Annotated in this window: 12 protein-coding genes; 5 read left to right on the forward strand and 7 right to left on the reverse strand. The window is 62.0% G+C overall.

Annotation, left to right across the window (positions count from 1 at the left end; translation table 11 throughout):
• Nucleotides 1-61: 61 nt before the first annotated feature.
• The 3 genes from BM279_RS20295 to BM279_RS20305 all read left to right on the forward strand — a co-directional run bounded on the left by BM279_RS20295 (nt 62) and on the right by BM279_RS20305 (nt 3,533).
• A protein-coding gene (locus BM279_RS20295) for an IS5 family transposase (RefSeq protein WP_093506787.1) occupies nt 62-915 on the forward strand; the annotation gives its coding sequence in 2 pieces (ribosomal slippage) (nt 62-404 and nt 404-915; 855 coding nt in all).
• On the forward strand, nt 882-1,451 hold the full coding sequence (locus BM279_RS20300; RefSeq protein WP_093506789.1) for a sugar transferase: 570 nt from the start codon (nt 882-884) through the stop codon (nt 1,449-1,451). Before BM279_RS20295 ends, BM279_RS20300 begins: the two co-directional genes overlap by 34 nt.
• A gap of 84 nt (nt 1,452-1,535) precedes the next feature.
• The gene (locus BM279_RS20305; protein WP_093506995.1) at nt 1,536-3,533 is read left to right on the forward strand and encodes a polysaccharide biosynthesis protein; all 1,998 of its coding nucleotides are present in this window, start codon (nt 1,536-1,538) and stop codon (nt 3,531-3,533) included.
• Nucleotides 3,534-3,648: 115 nt separating this feature from the next.
• Here the strand turns inward: BM279_RS20305 and BM279_RS20310 are convergent, their stop codons facing one another.
• From BM279_RS20310 to mnmC, 4 genes are all read right to left on the reverse strand, one after another.
• On the reverse strand, nt 3,649-4,842 hold the full coding sequence (locus tag BM279_RS20310) for an osmoprotectant NAGGN system M42 family peptidase (protein WP_093506791.1): 1,194 nt from the start codon (nt 4,840-4,842) through the stop codon (nt 3,649-3,651).
• 303 nt (nt 4,843-5,145) lie between these two features.
• The gene (ngg, locus tag BM279_RS20315; RefSeq protein WP_093506793.1) at nt 5,146-6,888 is read right to left on the reverse strand and encodes an N-acetylglutaminylglutamine synthetase; all 1,743 of its coding nucleotides are present in this window, start codon (nt 6,886-6,888) and stop codon (nt 5,146-5,148) included.
• Nucleotides 6,889-7,020: 132 nt separating this feature from the next.
• Nucleotides 7,021-8,790: an N-acetylglutaminylglutamine amidotransferase gene (locus BM279_RS20320; protein ID WP_093506795.1), complete on the reverse strand. Its 1,770-nt coding sequence runs from the start codon at nt 8,788-8,790 to the stop codon at nt 7,021-7,023.
• A 400-nt stretch (nt 8,791-9,190) separates the two neighbouring features.
• A complete protein-coding gene (gene mnmC, locus BM279_RS20325) occupies nt 9,191-11,149 on the reverse strand; it encodes a bifunctional tRNA (5-methylaminomethyl-2-thiouridine)(34)-methyltransferase MnmC2/FAD-dependent 5-carboxymethylaminomethyl-2-thiouridine(34) oxidoreductase MnmC1 (RefSeq protein WP_093506797.1) in 1,959 nt (652 codons plus the stop codon).
• Nucleotides 11,150-11,299: 150 nt separating this feature from the next.
• Between mnmC and pap the strand changes: the two genes are divergently transcribed.
• On the forward strand, nt 11,300-12,793 hold the full coding sequence (gene pap / locus BM279_RS20330; RefSeq protein WP_093506799.1) for a polyphosphate:AMP phosphotransferase: 1,494 nt from the start codon (nt 11,300-11,302) through the stop codon (nt 12,791-12,793).
• Nucleotides 12,794-12,824: 31 nt separating this feature from the next.
• Here pap and BM279_RS20335 read toward each other — a convergent pair whose 3' ends face one another.
• The 3 genes from BM279_RS20335 to BM279_RS20345 all read right to left on the reverse strand — a co-directional run bounded on the left by BM279_RS20335 (nt 12,825) and on the right by BM279_RS20345 (nt 14,141).
• Nucleotides 12,825-13,055 carry a DUF6316 family protein gene (locus BM279_RS20335; RefSeq protein ID WP_093506801.1) on the reverse strand — a complete coding sequence of 77 codons (231 nt, stop codon included), beginning with the start codon at nt 13,053-13,055 and terminating at the stop codon, nt 12,825-12,827.
• Between the two features lie 80 nt (nt 13,056-13,135).
• Nucleotides 13,136-13,537, reverse strand: coding sequence for a YbaN family protein (locus tag BM279_RS20340; RefSeq protein WP_013791084.1), 402 nt, complete (start codon nt 13,535-13,537; stop codon nt 13,136-13,138).
• 16 nt (nt 13,538-13,553) lie between these two features.
• A complete protein-coding gene (locus tag BM279_RS20345; protein WP_013791085.1) occupies nt 13,554-14,141 on the reverse strand; it encodes a UPF0149 family protein in 588 nt (195 codons plus the stop codon).
• 236 nt (nt 14,142-14,377) lie between these two features.
• Between BM279_RS20345 and recQ the strand changes: the two genes are divergently transcribed.
• Nucleotides 14,378-16,501, forward strand: coding sequence for a DNA helicase RecQ (gene recQ, locus BM279_RS20350; RefSeq protein WP_093506803.1), 2,124 nt, complete (start codon nt 14,378-14,380; stop codon nt 16,499-16,501).
• Nucleotides 16,502-16,589: the final 88 nt, after the last annotated feature.

Below are 16,589 nucleotides of genomic sequence, written 5' to 3' on the forward strand. Positions count from 1 at the left end.
TAGGTTCTGTACGAAAAGTCGGTGCGGGTAGAATTGCCGCCATGATTGGCTGGAGGCCCGCATGGCAAAGCGCTACGAACTCCCCGATGCAGCCTGGGAGTTGATCAAGGATCTCGTTTCCCCGGAACAGAAGATGGGCCGGCCGCGCAGTGATGATCGTCTGTTGCTCAACGGAATCTTCTGGATTCTCTGCTCCGGTGCCGCCTGGCGCGACCTGCCGGAGCGTTTCGGCCCGTGGTCAACGGTATATCAACGGTTCCGTGATTGGCGAGACGATGGCACGTTTGACCGAGTACTTGAGCGGTTGCACGTCCGGTTGAATCAGGAAGGCCTGATCGATCTGGACACCTGGATGATCGACTCCACTGCAGTACGTGCAAGCCGAGCCTCGTCAGGTGCCGGGAAAAAGGGGGGCCAGAAGAACCGGTAGACCATGCGTTGGGACGTAGCCGAGGCGGCCTGACCACCAAGATTCACTTAATCTGCGATGCCAATGGGATACCTCTTCGCTTTGTGCTGTCGCCAGGACAGGCCAGCGATATTGCACATGCTCAGCCGCTCTTGGACCAGGTGCGTATCCCCGGAAAGCCGGGACGGCCTCGTAAGCGCTGCCGTTGGTTACTGGCTGACAAAGGTTACGATGCCGAACATCTGCGCCAGTACTGCGACCGTTACCGCATGCAACCGGTAATTCCGCAGCGCACCATGAAACGCAAACCCAAGCCAGGGCTACCCAGGCTTTTTGATCGCCCGAAATACCGGCAACGGAACATCATCGAGCGTATGTTTGGCTGGCTGAAAGAGAGCCGGAGGATCGGCACCCGCTACGACAAGCTCGCCAGAAGTTTTGGCGCGATGGTCACGCTGGCTTGCGCGCTGCGATGCTTAAGGCAGTACTTTTCGTACAGAACCTAGATATCGCCTTCGCCCTGCTGGGGTTGCTCGTTGGCCTCCCTGTATTGATTGTGATCTACATCCTCGGCTTGCTGGATACAGGGGCTCCTTTGTTCCGGCAGACACGCGTGGGTCGTGATAAGCGACCCTTCACCTTGGTCAAGTTTCGAACCATGGGTGTGGATACTGCCTCCGTTGCGACCCATTTGGCATCCCGCGCTTCTATTACTCGTTTGGGCGCTTTCTTGCGCAAGACCAAGCTCGATGAGTTGCCGCAGCTATGGAATGTGCTCAAGGGCGAAATGAGTTTGGTCGGGCCTCGACCTAACCTGTTAAATCAGGACGAATTGATTGCCGAGCGGACTGTTCGTGGTGTGTATAGCGTTCGCCCTGGAATCACTGGGTTGGCTCAAGTTCGGGGTATAGATATGTCTACGCCCGCTTTGCTTGCCGAGGCTGATCAGAAGATGATTCGGTCACTGTCGATTTCTCTCTACTTTACGTTGATTCTGCAGACTGCATTGGGTCGAGGTGCTGGTGACCGTGTTGTGCATTGAGGCTGACGGTTGAGTGTCGTTGCGCAGCTGCGCCTGGTAGTGCGCTATTTTGGAAGTTGCATCAAAGTAATCTGAGGGATGAGGATGAAGGTTGTGCGTCAGTTTATGGTCAGCATGTCCCGGGGGCAGAAGCGCCTCTTGCAGCTGCTGGCCGATACTATCCTCATATGGATTGCGCTCTGGCTGTCATTTGCTATCCGCCTGGGCGAACTCGATGCCGCCAAACCCATTTCCGGACATGGCTGGTTGTTTATCCTCGCGCCGCTGATCGCGCTGCCGATTTTCATTCGTTTGGGCATGTACCGTGCGGTGATGCGTTATGTAGGCAGTGATGCGCTCATCACCATCGCAAAAGCCGTGTCTCTTTCTGCATTGGTACTGGCACTTGCTGTCTATTGGTACCGTGGCCCAACAGCACTGGTACCGCGGTCCATGGTTTTTAATTACTGGTGGCTGAGCCTGCTGTTGCTAGGTGGCCTGCGCCTTGTAATGCGTCAGTTTTTTATTGGGTCCTGGCTCGAGCCGGTGACGCGGCAACATGACATGGGGGCCGTTATACCTCGGGTTGCCATCTATGGTGCAGGCACAGCGGGTAACCAATTGGTAGCTGCTTTACGCTTGGGGCGTAGCATGAGGGCGGCTGCCTTCGTGGATGATGATGCAGGCCTTGCCAATCGGATCATTGCAGGATTGAGGGTTTATTCGCCCACAAGTATTCAGCAGATGATCGATGAGACTGGCGCAGGCGAGATTCTTTTGGCCATGCCGTCGATTTCTCGCGCACGCCGACGCGAGATCCTCGATGCACTTGAACCCTATGCATTGCATGTTCGGAGCGTGCCCGGTTTCACCGATCTAGCCAGTGGGCGAGTGAAGGTCGAAGATATTCAGGAAGTCGATATCGCTGATCTTCTGGGGCGTGATGCCGTGCCACCGCGCCAGGATTTGTTTGAGCGTTGCATCAGGGACCAAGTGGTCTTGGTGACGGGGGCTGGTGGCTCTATAGGCTCAGAATTGTGCCGGCAGATTCTGACCAGTGGCGCTCGGACGTTGGTACTGTTCGAGCATAGCGAATTCAATCTTTACAGTATTCACAGTGAGCTGCACCAGCGTGTTCAGCGTGAGTCACTGTCTATTCGCCTTGTGCCTGTGCTGGGTTCGATTCGTAATGCCGAGCGTCTGCTCACTATTCTGCAGGCCTGGCGGGTGAATACGGTCTATCACGCGGCTGCTTACAAACATGTACCGATCGTCGAGCACAATGTGGCGGAGGGTGTGCTGAATAATGTCGTCGGAACTCTGAATACGGCGCAGGCTGCCGTTCAGGCTGGAGTCGCCAATTTTGTTTTGATTTCGACGGATAAGGCGGTGCGCCCCACTAATGTCATGGGCAGCACCAAGCGCTTGGCCGAAATGGTCCTGCAGGCACTCAGTCGCCAGCCGGCTCCCCTGTTGTTCGGCGATGACTCAGGTGTTCGTCAGGTCAATAAAACCCGCTTTACCATGGTGCGATTCGGTAATGTGCTGGGCTCCTCAGGATCTGTCATTCCATTGTTCCGCGAGCAGATCAAGGTTGGTGGCCCAGTAACGGTTACCCATCCGAATATCACGCGCTATTTCATGACCATTCCTGAAGCTGCGCAACTGGTAATTCAGGCCGGCTCCATGGGGCAGGGCGGTGATGTATTCGTGCTGGATATGGGCCAGCCAGTGAAGATCGCCGAACTGGCGGAGAAGATGATTCACCTGACAGGCTTGAGTGTCTGCTCCGACGCCAATCCCAAGGGTGACATCTGCATCGAGTACACGGGTTTGCGGCCGGGCGAGAAGTTATACGAAGAACTACTTATAGGTGACAACGTAATCCCGACCGAGCACCCGATGATCATGCGTGCCAATGAAGAGCATCTACCCTGGGAGACTTTCAAGGGCGTTATAGCGCAACTGCTAAACGCAGTTGAGCTGGACGATTATGATCGCGTGCGTCAGCTATTGCGTGAAACGGTTGCCGGTTATGCCCCAGAGGGCGAGATCGTTGACTGGATGCATCTGCGTCGTTCGGTTAGAAAGCCTTTGGACTGAATCCTCTTATACTTAGGTAGCGGTATTGCAAAGTTTGCCACTAGTAAAACCTTGATTAATGAAGCCGAAATATTAAGGCGCCTACAGAGTGATTCGTAGGCGCCTTATTTTTCTCTTATTTATCTTCTTTTTCCCGATTGCCCACCAAACTATCCACCGTCGGCACCCGCGTCTCGGGCTCCATTTGCGCATCATGTTCCAGCTGATGGCTGAAACGCTCCAGCGAGCCGTTTTCCGGCTGAGCGTCGCTGGCGAATACCGGCGGGCTAAGCAGGTAGGCGCCGAGTAGCCGGGAGAGTGCGGCGAGGCTGTCGATGTGAGTACGTTCGTAGCCGTGGGTGGCGTCGCAGCCGAAGGCGATCAGGGCGGTGCGGATATCGTGGCCAGCGGTGACGGCTGACTGGGCGTCGCTGTGGTAGTAGCGGAAGAGGTCGCGACGTACCGGGATTTCGTTGTCGCTGGCCAGGCGCAGCAGTTGGCGCGACAGGTGATAATCGTAGGGGCCGCCGGAGTCGTGCATGGCCACGCTGACGGTGTGTTCGGTGGAGCGCTGGCCGGCGGCGACCGGAGCGATGTCGATGCCCACGAATTCACTGACGTCCCAAGGCAATGCAGCCGCCGCACCGGAGCCGACTTCTTCGGTGATGGTGAACAGCGGGTGGCAGTCGATGGGCGGCTCCTGACCGCTTTCGACCACCGCCTTGAGTGCCGCGAGCAGCGCGGCGACGCCGGCCTTGTCGTCCAGGTGGCGGGCACTGACATGGCCGCTTTCGGTGAACTCGGGCAGCGGGTCGAAGGCCACGAAGTCGCCTACCGATACGCCCAGGCTCTCGCAGTCGGCGCGGCTGGCGACCAGGGCATCGAGGCGCAACTCGACGTGATCCCAGGAAATCGGCATCTGGTCCACTTCGGTATTGAACGCGTGCCCGGAGGCCAGCAGCGGCAGGACGCTGCCGCGGTAAACGCCATGATCGCTGAACACGCTGACCCGGCTGCCTTCGGCGAAGCGGCTCGACCAGCAACCTACAGCGGTCAGGCACAGCCGGCCGTTGTCCTTGATCTCGCGCACCATGGCGCCGATGGTATCCAGATGCACGGAGACGGCGCGGTCCGGGCTGTCGCGACGGCCTTTTAGGGTACCGCGGATGGTGCCGCGCCGGGTCATTTCGAAGGGGATGCCGATTTCGGTGAGGCGCTCAGCGACATAGCGCACGATGGTGTCGGTGAAACCGGTGGGGCTGGGAATGGCGAGCATTTCCAGCAGGACCTTTTGCATGTATTCGAGATCGGGTTCTGGAATTTGCGACATGGGCTCTCCATCTAGGACGGGGCGGGCCGCCGGGCGGCGTCTGTCTGCGGTGATTGCGTGACGCCTGTCGACGGACGGGAAATTTGCGCTGTGTTACATCCTGACCTGTATTTGCCGATAGGGTTTCAAGGGGAACTCGTACGGGGTTGTGGCGAATGGTTAGGTGGCGCTGTAATCGCAGCAATGCCGCAATTTTTCGCGCCGGGTCGGCGCTCCTACACGGGCGGTGGGTTGCTCACGATCCTTGTAGGAACGGCGACCCGCGGCGAATGGGGCAATCACCGCGGTACCGGCAAACGTCATTCAATCCCCAACGCCATGGCTCAGCGGAAACAGCAGGTCGATAAAACGTTCTGCAGTCGGCTGCGGTTCATGGTTGGCCAGGCCCGCGCGCTCGTTAGCTTCGATGAATACGTACTCGGGCTGATCCGCCGCAGGCACCAGCAGGTCGAGGCCCACCACCGGAATGTCCAGCGCACGGGCGGCTTTGACGGCGGCATCGGCGAGGGTCGGGTGAAGGATGCCGGTGACGTCCTCGAGAATCCCGCCGGTGTGCAGGTTGGCGGTCTTGCGCACGGCCATGCGCTTGCCCTGGGGCAGCACGCTGTCGTAGTCGAAGCCAGCGGCGTGCAAGGTGCGCAGGGTTTCGGCGTCCTTCGGAATACGGCTTTCGCCGCCCGTTGCTGCCTGACGACGACGGCTTTGCGCGTCGATAAGCTCGCCAATGGTATGGCGGCCATCACCGAGGATTTCCGCCGGGCGACGGATCGCGGCGGCAACCACTTCGAAGCCGATGACCACGATGCGCAGGTCGAAGCCTTCGTGATAGCTCTCCAGCAGCACTCGCTCATCGAAGGGGCGGGCGCGCTCTATCGCAGCTTGCACATCAGCAGGCGTGCGCAGATCAACGGCAACCCCCTGGCCCTGTTCGCCATCCACGGGCTTGACCACCAGGCTGCCATGCTCGGCCAGAAACGCCGCATTGTCCTCGGCGCTGCCTGCCAGGCGCTGGGCAGGGAGGCTCAGGCCGGCACGGCTGAGGGTGCGGTGAGTCAAGCGCTTGTCCTGGCAGAGGGTCATGGTCACGGCGCTGGTCAGGTCGGTCAGCGACTCGCGGCAACGAATGCGTCGGCCGCCCTGGCTCAGGGTGAACAGGCCGGCTTCGGCGTCGTCGATCTGCGCATCGATGCCACGACGACGAGCTTCGTCGACGATGATGCGCGCATAGGGGTTGAGCTTGTCATCAGGCCCCGGGCCGAGGAACAGGGGCTGGTTGATGCCGTTCTTACGCTTGATGCTGAAGGTCTGCAGCTCGCGAAAGCCCAGCTTGGCGTACAGTTTCTTGGCCTGGCCGTTGTCATGCAGCACTGACAGGTCTAGGTGGCTGAGCCCGCGGCTCATGAAGTGCTCGATCAGGTGACGCACCAGCACTTCGCCCACGCCGGGGCGGCTGCAGGCCGGGTCGACGGCCAGGCACCAGAGGCTGCTGCCCAGCTCAGGATCCTGGTAGGCCTTCTGGTGATTGAGGCCCATCACGCTGCCGATCACTGCGCCGCTGTCTTCATCCTCGGCCAGCCAGTAAACCGGGCCGCCCTGGTGACGCGGGGTGAGCTTCTCTGGATCGAGCGGCAGCATGCCGCGGGTCTGGTACAGGCAGTTGATTGCCTGCCAATCGGCCTCGGTCTGCGCGCGGCGTACGCGAAAGCCGCGAAAGCCGCGGCGTGCCTGGCGGTAGTCGCTGAACCACAGGCGCAGGGTGTCGGAGGGGTCAAGAAACAGTTGTTGCGGGGCGTGGGCGAGGACCTGCTGTGGCGCCGCGACGTAGAGCGCGATGTCACGTTCGCCGGGTTGCTCGCTGAGCAGCTCCTCGGCTAGTACTGCGGCGTCCGGAAAGGTGTGGCCGATCAGCAGTCGACCCCAGCCACAATGGACGATTTGCGGTTGGCTGATGCCGTCACCGTGCTCTTCGGCAAATCGCGCCTGCAGGCGCTCGTAGGAGGGGGATTGGCCCCGAAGAAGGCGTTGGTTGTGGGCAGTGGCTCGCATTGAAGAGTGTTCCTTTGCTTGCGCATGGCCGGCTTTGCCGGCTATCGATTGGCCTGTGTTTTTGTCCGCAGCGAGGCGGACGCGGCCATTCCAGTCGGGGAACGGGGAAGCCGCAGCTCCCCCGATTCGTCGTTACAGGCCCTGTTCGCTCAGCCACAGGTTCAAGGCCGCCATCTGCCACAGCTTGGAGCCGCGTAGCGGCGTCAGCTGGCCCTGCGGGTCGGTAAGCAGGCGGTCGAGCATCTGCGGGTTGAAGATACCGCGATCATGGGCCGGATCGACCAGCAGGTCGCGTACCCAGCCCAGCGTGGCGCCTTCCAGGTGCTTGAGGCCCGGTACCGGGAAGTAACCCTTCTTGCGGTCGATGACCTCGGACGGAATCACCTTGCGGGCCGCTTCCTTGAGCACGTACTTGCCGCCTTCCGGCAGTTTGAACTGGCCAGGGATGCGCGCCGACAATTCCGCCACTCGGTAGTCCAGAAACGGGGTGCGCGCCTCGAGGCCCCAAGCCATGGTCATGTTGTCGACGCGCTTGACCGGATCGTCGACCAGCATCACCGTGCTATCCAGGCGCAGTGCCTTGTCCACGGCGGCGGTCGCGCCTGGCTGGGCGAAATGCTGGCGGACGAATTCGCCGGATACGTCGTCGGTCAGCCAGGCAGGCTGTACGCAGGCGGCGTACTCGTCGTGCTCGCGGTCGAAGAAGGCCTTGCGATAGGCGCTGTAGGCGTCATCCGCACCGTCGACCAGCGGGTACCAGTGGTAACCGGCGAAGAGCTCGTCGGCGCCCTGGCCGCTTTGCACCACCTTGCAGTGCTTGGCCACTTCCCGCGAGAGCAGGTAGAAGGCGATGCAGTCGTGGCTGACCATCGGCTCGCTCATGGCACGGAAGGCCGCCGGCAGCTGGTCGAGAATCTCGTTCTCGCCGATACGCAGTTGGTGATGCTGGGTTTCGAAGCGCTTGGCGATCAGGTCCGAATACTGGAATTCGTCGCCACGCTCGCCGCCGGCATCCTGGAAACCGATGGAGAAGGTCAGCAGGTTTTCGACACCCGCCTCGCGCAGTAAGCCGACCAGCATGCTGGAGTCGACGCCACCGGAAAGCAGCACGCCGACGTCCACGGCAGCACGCTGACGGATTTCGACCGCTTCGCGCATGCTGTCGAGGGTGGCGTCGCGCCAGTCTTCGAAGGTGAAGTTGGCTTCGTCGGCATTCGGGCCGAAGTTCAGCGTCCACCAGACCTTTTGCTCGACCTTGCCGTTGGTGTCGATACGCATCCAGGTAGCCGGCGGCAGTTTTTCAACGCCAGCGAGGATGGTACGTGGGGCTGGGACCACTGCGTGGAAGTTCAGGTAGTGGTTGAGCGCAATGGGATCGAGGGTCTTGCCGATGTCGCCGCCTTTGAGCAGCGCAGGCAGGCTGGAGGCGAAGCGCAGGCGATCCTTGGTCTTGGAAAGGTACAGAGGCTTCACGCCCAGACGATCGCGAGCGATGAACAACTGCTGGCTGTCGCGCTCCCAAACGGCGAAGGCGAACATGCCATTGAGCTTGGGCAGCAGGTCGGCGCCCCAGGCGTGGTAGCCCTTGAGCAGCACCTCGGTATCGCCACCGGAGAAGAAGCGGTAGCCGAGCCGTTCCAGCTCGCTGCGCAGTTCCGGGTAGTTGTAGATGGCGCCATTGAAGACCATCGACAGGCCAAGATCGTTATCGATCATCGGCTGGCCCGAGGCTTCGGCTAGATCCATGATCTTCAGCCGGCGGTGGCCAAAGGCGACAGGGCCGCGGCTGTGGAAGCCATGGGCATCCGGGCCGCGAGGGGCGAGGTGGTGAGTGATGCGTTCAACGGCAGCCAGATCGGCCGGTTGGTTATCGAATCGAAGTTCGCCTGCTATTCCGCACATAGTCTATAAAGCCCGCATGCTTCCTGGGCTCTGTTCCTCCTTAACGTCAGTCCGTACCAGTGGTGTACCGGTTCTGAGTTCCAGTGCGCTCCAGGGCGCGCCGGAGACGATCGAGCAGTGAAAAAGCTGCTGCGCACAGGGTGGCGGCACAGCAGGCTCGAGTTTTTTCGAGTCCCTGTGTGCGGGGAATGTTCAATAAAATGGCCGGTGGGCTGATAGTTCTGGCTGCGCAGCAAGGCCACTATTGCTTCGCGGGCATGGCCCGCTCCCACAGAAGGTGGCGGGCATGCCCCTCTTGGCTGTCATCACGCTCTTTAACTGGGGAAGCGGGCCATGCCCGCGATTCGCTAGGCCGGATGCTCACAGAAAGTGGGCGGTTTGCCAGCGTTGTGCTGAGGCATCAGCCCTTACGAATCAACTGGCGCAGCATAAACCGATTGGGATGGCAGCCTTCGGCGACGTCGCGGGGCAATGGTAGCGGCTCGTTTTCCAGCCAGGCGGCGATCAGTTCGCCGGATAGCGGGGCGGTGATCAGGCCGCGGGAGCCGTGTCCGCTGTTGATGTACAGGCCTTGCTGCCAGGGGCAGGGGATTGGCGGTACCTGGCGGGCGTCACGGGCCAGCACGGCGTAGGCGGTGGTGAACTGTTCGGCGTCGGCCAGCGGGCCGATGATCGGCAGATAATCCGGGCTGGTGCAGCGAAAGGCCGCGCGGCCCTGCAAAGTGACCGGGTCGAGGGTGTTGGCGTCGAGGCGTGCGGCCAGGTCGCTGGAGATTTCCCGCAGCAGATCCAGATTGCTGGCATGTTCGGCGCTGCTCGGCGTGAGGTCGTCACTGTCGAAGTTGAAGCTGGCGCCCAGGGTGTGTTCGCCTTGGCGCACCGGTGCGACATAGCCTTCGGCGCACACCACGGTACTCAGCCCGGCGCTGCGTGGTGAGGCCGGCAGCCGACTGATCTGCCCGCGGATGCGCTTGAGCGGCAGATACGCACTCTGCGCGAAGCGCAGGGTATCCGCCGCGCTGCAGATCACTACCACTGGCGCTTCAGCCAATATCTCCCGGCCGCTCAGCGCCTGCCATTGTCCGTCGATATGCTCGAGCGCCAGAGCCTCTTGGTGGCACTGCAGGCGGATTGCGGGATGGTCGAGCAATTGCGCGCACAGCGCCGGCGGATGCACCCAACCGGCATCGGGATAGAACAAGCCGCCGTTGGCCAGGCCGATGCCGGCCTGCAGCTCGGCCTGCTGACGGTCCAGCGAGCGCAGCAGGGTGGTCGGGAAGGCGGTGGCAAGCTTGGCCTGGCGCTGGGCTTCGCGCTCGTCGAAGGCCAGTTGCAGCACGCCGCAGTCGTCCCAATCCTGGCCCTTGTGCAGGCGTTCGAGCAGCCGACGGGTGTAGCCAAAGCCATCGACGATCAGCCGCGACAACGCCGTGCCATGGGCGGACAGCTTGAGGTACAAGACGCCCTGGGGGTTGCCCGAGGCTTCCTGGGCCGCGGCGCCATGGCGCTCCAGCACGGTAACCTGCCAACCGCGTTTGGCCAGGCTGGCAGCCGTGGCGCAACCGGCCAGGCCGGCGCCTATCACCAGGGCGTGTCGTTTCTGGTGATCTTGATTGGGGCGCGCAAACCAGGGCTTGGCCTGATTGGAGGCCTGGCCGGTGAAGGCGCCGCACATCACTTCCCATTTCTTGCCGAGCCCGGGCACGCGTTTCATGGAGAAGCCCGACTCGATCAGGCCGCGGCGCACGTAACCGGTGGCGGTAAAGGTGCCCAGGGTGGTGCCCGGCGCGCTCAGCCTGGCCAGTTGCGCAAACAGCTCGGGCGTCCACATCTCGGGGTTTTTCGAGGGTGCGAAGCCGTCGAGAAACCAGGCATCGATGCGTGCATCGAGCTGCGGCAGCATGGTCAGCGCATCGCCGATCATCAGGGTCAGCACGACGCGACCGCTATCGAACACCAGGCGCTGGAAGCCCGGGTTCAGGCAGCGATAGGCAGTCAGCAACTGCTGGCTGTAGCACTGCAGCGATGGCCACAGCGTCAGGGCGCGCTGCAGATCCGCCGCACTCAGCGGATGCTTTTCCACGCTGACGAAGTGTAAGCGTGCACCGGCGGGTGCCTGCTCGTCGAACAGCTGCCAGGCGCAGAGAAAATTCATCCCGGTGCCAAAGCCGGTTTCGCCGATCACCAACTGCTCGTCTGGCTTTAGCGTGGCGAAGCGACGCGGCAGGTCGTTGTTGTCGAGAAAGACGTAGCGGGTTTCTTCCAGGCCGTTTTCCCGGGAAAAGTAGACGTCCGCGTACTGGCGCGAGGAGGGCAGGCCCTGGTCGTCCCAGTCGAGTTGTGCGTATTGATCGGCCATGGTCGGGTGCCTGTAGCGAGCAGGGCGGCGATTCTAGCAGGGCCGGGGAGCCACTGTGATGTGTCGGTTCGTTGCTGCGAGCGGCGTCGAGGCTTGCACTGAGCGGCGAAGCGCTCCTAGTCTGCACTCACCGTTCAGGGAGAGGTGCTTATGTTCGAGTCCGCCGAGATCGACCACGTCATCGATAAGGCCACGTTCGATGCCGAAGAGCAGGTGCTGCGCGAGGCGCTGCTCGAAGCCCAGTACGCTTTGCGCGAGCAAAGTCGCCATGCAGTGATCATCCTGATCAATGGTATCGAGGGCGCCGGTAAGGGCGAGACGGTGAAGCTGCTCAACGAGTGGATGGACCCGCGCCTGATTCAGGTCAGCACCTTCGACCAGCAGACCGACGAAGAGCTGGCCCGGCCGGCGGCCTGGCGTTACTGGCGGCAGCTGCCGCCTAAGGGCCGCATTGGCATTTTTTTCGGCAACTGGTACAGCCAGATGCTGCAGGGCCGGGTGCACGGCGACCTCAAGAAGGACCAGCTCAATGGCGCCATCGAGGGCGCGCTGGGCTTGGAGCAGATGCTCTGCAACGAAGGCACGCTGATCTTCAAGTTCTGGTTCCATCTGTCCAAGAAACAGATGCTCAAGCGGCTGGAAACACTGAAGGACGATCCGCTGCACAGCTGGCGCCTGAGCCCGCTGGACTGGCAGCAATCGAAGACCTACGACAAGTTCGTTCGCGCCGGCGAAGACGTGTTGCGGCGCACCAGCCGTGATTACGCGCCCTGGTACATCGTCGCCGGTGCCGATGCCAATTACCGTAGCCTGACGGTCGGGCGCATCCTGCTCGAAGGTTTGCAGGCTGCACTGCGCAACAGCGCCGAGCGGGCGCCGCTGCCGCACACCACGCCGCTCATGACGCGCACCGATGAGCGCAGTTTGCTCGACAGCCTGAATATGGGCGTGCATCTCGCCAAGGCTGACTACCGTGAGCAACTGGTGCAGGAGCAGGCGCGCCTGGCCCAACTGATGCGCGACAAGCGCATGCGCCGCCACGCGCTGGTCGCGGTGTTCGAGGGTAACGACGCGGCCGGCAAGGGCGGAGCCATTCGCCGGGTGGCAGCGGCGCTGGATCCGCGCCAGTACCGCATCGTGCCGGTCGCCGCGCCAACCGAGGAGGAGCGTGCGCAACCTTATCTGTGGCGTTTCTGGCGGCATATCCCCGCACGCGGCAAGTTCACGGTGTTCGATCGCTCCTGGTACGGCCGGGTGCTGGTGGAGCGGGTGGAGGGCTTCTGCGCGCCCGAGGACTGGCTGCGCGCCTATGGGGAGATCAATGACTTCGAGGAACAGCTGAGCAATGCTGGCGTGGTGCTGGTGAAGTTCTGGCTGGCCATCGACGAGAAAACCCAGCTGCAGCGTTTTCGCGAGCGCGAGAACAATCCGGTCAAACGCTTCAAGATCACCGAGGAAGATTGGCGCAACCGCGAGAAGTGGCCGCTGTACCGCGAAGCGGTTGGCGATATGGTCGACCGTACCAGCACCCGGCTGGCGCCCTGGACACTGGTCGAGGCCAACGACAAGCAGTTCGCCCGGGTCAAGGTGTTGCGTACGATCAACGATGCGCTGGAGGCGGCGTTCGAGAAGGCCAGGCATTGATCTCTAGAGGCGATGTTCGCAGCCGCAGCGCTTACCCGCTCAGGTCGTTCTCGCGGTTGCGGCTGTCGAGAATGGCCTGGGATTGCAGCATGCGCGCGATATAGCGCGGCACCTGGCGCTCGGCCTCGTCGCGAGAAAAGTAGGGGCCTTCCAGCGTGCCTTCGCGGGTGCTGAAAAAGAAGTGGCCATTGATGGTGCTGATCCGCTCGCTGCGAAAATAAGTGGTCTGGCGAGTGTCTTTTGCGCGCTGGATGCTTGCCATGGAAGGCGCCTCAGGTGTGCCGAGCTTCATGCAGTGTAGCTGCGCTTGGCAAGCTTGCCGGATGACCTCAGAACTGAGGTTTAACGGCGATCCGGCAAGGTTTTCTGCTTGAGGATGTACAGGCTGACCAGTACGGCACTGGTCAGCATGAACAGACGTGCCCAGATCAGCGGCACCAGCGCGCAGGAGATGCCGATGCTCAGCCACATCAGGCTGATGGCGTAGATCTTGGCCTTGCGCGGGATGCCTTCGCCGGCCAGGTAGTCGCGAATCCACGGCCCCAATCGCGGGTGCTCGACCAGCCACAGGTAGAAGCGCTTGGAGCTGCGCATGAAGCAAGCCGCAGCGAGCAGCAGGAACGGCGTGGTGGGCAGCAGTGGCAGGAAGATGCCGAGCACGCCCAGCGCCACGCTCAGCCAGCCGATGGTCAGCAGGCAATAGCGCAGCAGCGGGTTGCGTGTCTCGAAGGGTTCGCGCGCCATGACGATGGCGGCGCTGTTAGTGGTGGCGAGGCTTGAGCAGCGCCGGCTTCTCGTCGGGGGCGTTGCACAGCAGGAACAGGGCGGTCAGCAACTCAGGGATCTGATCGACCATGCTGTCGACCAGGTCGCGGTCACGGGCGATTTCGGCGAATTCCGGCTGTTCGTCGAACAGGCCCGAACCGACCATGATCGGCAGCAGCAGTTCGCTTACTTCGTCTTCGGCGTCGTCGAACCATACGCTTTCGCGCAGGAACACGCCTTCCATGAAGCCGATGCACCAGCCGCGCAGGTCCGAGTCGTCCGGCTCGTCGCCCAGGTCCAGGTCGCACGGCACTTCCGGCTCGTCATCGCTGGCCAGTTGGCGGGCGATATGGGCCTGCAGCTGGATCAAGGTGGCTTCGATCTCGTCGCGCTCCTCGTCACTGCGGTAGTGCGGCGGCTCGGAGAACAGGGCGTCGATCCACTCGCGTGGCTCGATCTTTTCTGGGCAGATGGACAGGGCCGTCAGGTAGCCATGGGCGGCGACATAGTCCAGAGCCTCTTCATGCAGATCATCGGCATCGAGAAAGGCTTGCAGGCGGGACAGTTGCTCGGCGAAGGACATCAGTGGCTACCTTGAGGAAGAAGTAAACGAGGCTGGATTCTAGCAGGCTGCCGAAAAACTATCTGCGTTGCGTTGCCGCCGCTCAAAACAGTCGGCGAGCGCCTGGCGCGAATTTTTCAGCGAGCCTGCAAGTGCAGACCGGCGCCGGCAGGCAGAGTTGCAGGTAAACACTGTCTGCAAGGCCGCACCTCGCGGCCCAGGTGCGTATAATGCGGCGCTTGATTCGGAGACCCTACATGCTCGAGCAGGCGCAACGCATCCTCAAAGAAGTATTTGGCTATGACAGCTTCCGGGGTCGCCAGGGCGCGATCATCGAGCGCGTGGCCAGCGGCGGCGATGCGCTGGTGCTGATGCCCACCGGCGGTGGCAAGTCGCTGTGTTTCCAGGTTCCAGCGCTGCTGCGTGACGGCTTGGCGGTGGTGGTCTCGCCGCTGATCGCGCTGATGGACGATCAGGTGGCCACCCTGGAAGAGCTGGGCGTGGCGGCCGTGGCGCTGAACTCGACGCTCGAGGCCGAACAACAGCGCGACATCGCCGCGCGCATCCGCCGCGGCGAGATCAAGATGCTCTATCTCGCACCGGAACGGCTGGTACAGCCGCGCATGCTGGACTTTCTGCGCCAGCTGCAGATCGCCCTGTTCGCCATTGACGAAGCCCATTGCGTGTCGCAGTGGGGCCACGACTTCCGCCCTGAATACCTGCAGCTGGGTCAGCTGGCCGAACTATTCCCCGAGGTACCGCGCATCGCCCTGACGGCGACCGCGGACATGCGCACCCGCGAGGAAATTGTCAATCGCCTGCACCTGCAGAACGCCGAGCGCTTTCTGTCGAGCTTCGACCGCCCCAACATCTTCTACCGCATCGTGCCCAAGGAGCAGCCACGCAAACAGCTGCTGGCGTTCCTGGCGGCGCGCAAGGGAGATGCCGGCATCGTCTATTGCTTGTCACGCAAGAAGGTCGAGGAAGTGGCGAGCTTCCTCACCGAACAGGGCTTCCCGGCGTTGCCGTATCACGCCGGCCTGCCGGCCGAGTTGCGTGCCTTCAACCAGAAGCGCTTTCTCAACGAGGAAGGCCTGATCATGGTGGCGACCATCGCCTTCGGCATGGGCATCGACAAGCCCAACGTGCGCTTCGTCGCGCATCTGGATCTGCCCAAGTCGCTGGAAGCCTACTACCAGGAAACCGGCCGCGCCGGTCGTGATGGGCTGCCGGCCGATGCCTGGATGGCCTACGGCCTGCAGGACATGATTTTCCTCAAGCAGATGCTCGCCAATTCCGAAGGCGACGAGCGCCACAAGCGCGTGGAGCAGCACAAGCTCGACGCCATGCTGGCGCTGTGCGAGGAGACCCGCTGCCGGCGCCAGGTGCTGCTGGCCTATTTCGATGAAGAACTGCCGCAACCCTGCGGGCATTGCGACAACTGTACCGACGGCGTACAGACCTGGGACGCCACCGAGCCGGCCCGCCAGGCGCTGTCAGCGATCTATCGCAGCGGCCAGCGCTATGGCGTCGGCCATCTGGTGGATATTCTGCTGGGCCGCGACAACGAGAAGATGCGCGGCCTCGGTCATCAGCACCTGTCGGTCTTCGGCGTGGGCAGCGCGCTCAGTGAGGGCGAATGGCGTTCGTTGTTCCGTCAGTTGGTTGCCCGCGGCTTGGCCGATGTCGATCTGGAAGGCTTTGGCGGCTTACGCCTGTCCGACAGCTGCCGCCCGCTGCTGCGCGGTGAAGTAAGTCTGCAACTGCGCCGTGATCTCAAGCCCCAGCAGAGCGCCAAGGCCTCTGGCAGCGCCGCACGGCAACTGGTACGTGGCGACGAGCGCGAGCAGTGGGAAGCGCTGCGCGCCCTGCGCAAGCGTCTGGCAGAAGAACACGCGGTGCCGCCTTATGTGATCTTCCCCGACGCCACCCTGCTGGAAATGCTGCGCAGCAAGCCGACCACCCTGGCTGAGATGGCCCGGGTCAGTGGTGTTGGTGCACGCAAGTTGGAGCGTTACGGCGAAGCCTTCCTGGAAGTGCTGGCCGGCGGCGATAGTCCGGCGCCGGTAGTCGACCTGCGTCACGAACTGGTCAGCCTGGCTCGTGCCGGCATGACACCGACCCAGATCGCCAGTCAGCTGAACTGCAGCCCGAAAAGCGCCTACGCGATGCTCGCCGAAGCCATCGCCGAGCAGCAGATTTCCCTGCAGCAGGCCCTTGATCTGCCCGAAGAGTTGCTGGGCGAGATTCAGGACGCCTTTCTCGATGGTGAGGGTGAGCTGCCATCGGTCGCCGAGGTCAGCCCCCTGTTCGCCGGGCGGGTGGAAGAGGGCGTTCTGCACTGCGTGCGCGCCGCGTTGCAGGCCGAGTTCGAAGCCTGACAAGGCGGCGACGCAAGCATGTCTCGTTGCGACTGAAATCTTGCTCTCCGTCAAAAGCTATGGTTAGCTCACTAATAATTAGTTTTTG

Origin of the sequence: Phytopseudomonas straminea, assembly GCF_900112645.1 — a bacterium.
Classification (GTDB): domain Bacteria; phylum Pseudomonadota; class Gammaproteobacteria; order Pseudomonadales; family Pseudomonadaceae; genus Aquipseudomonas; species Aquipseudomonas straminea.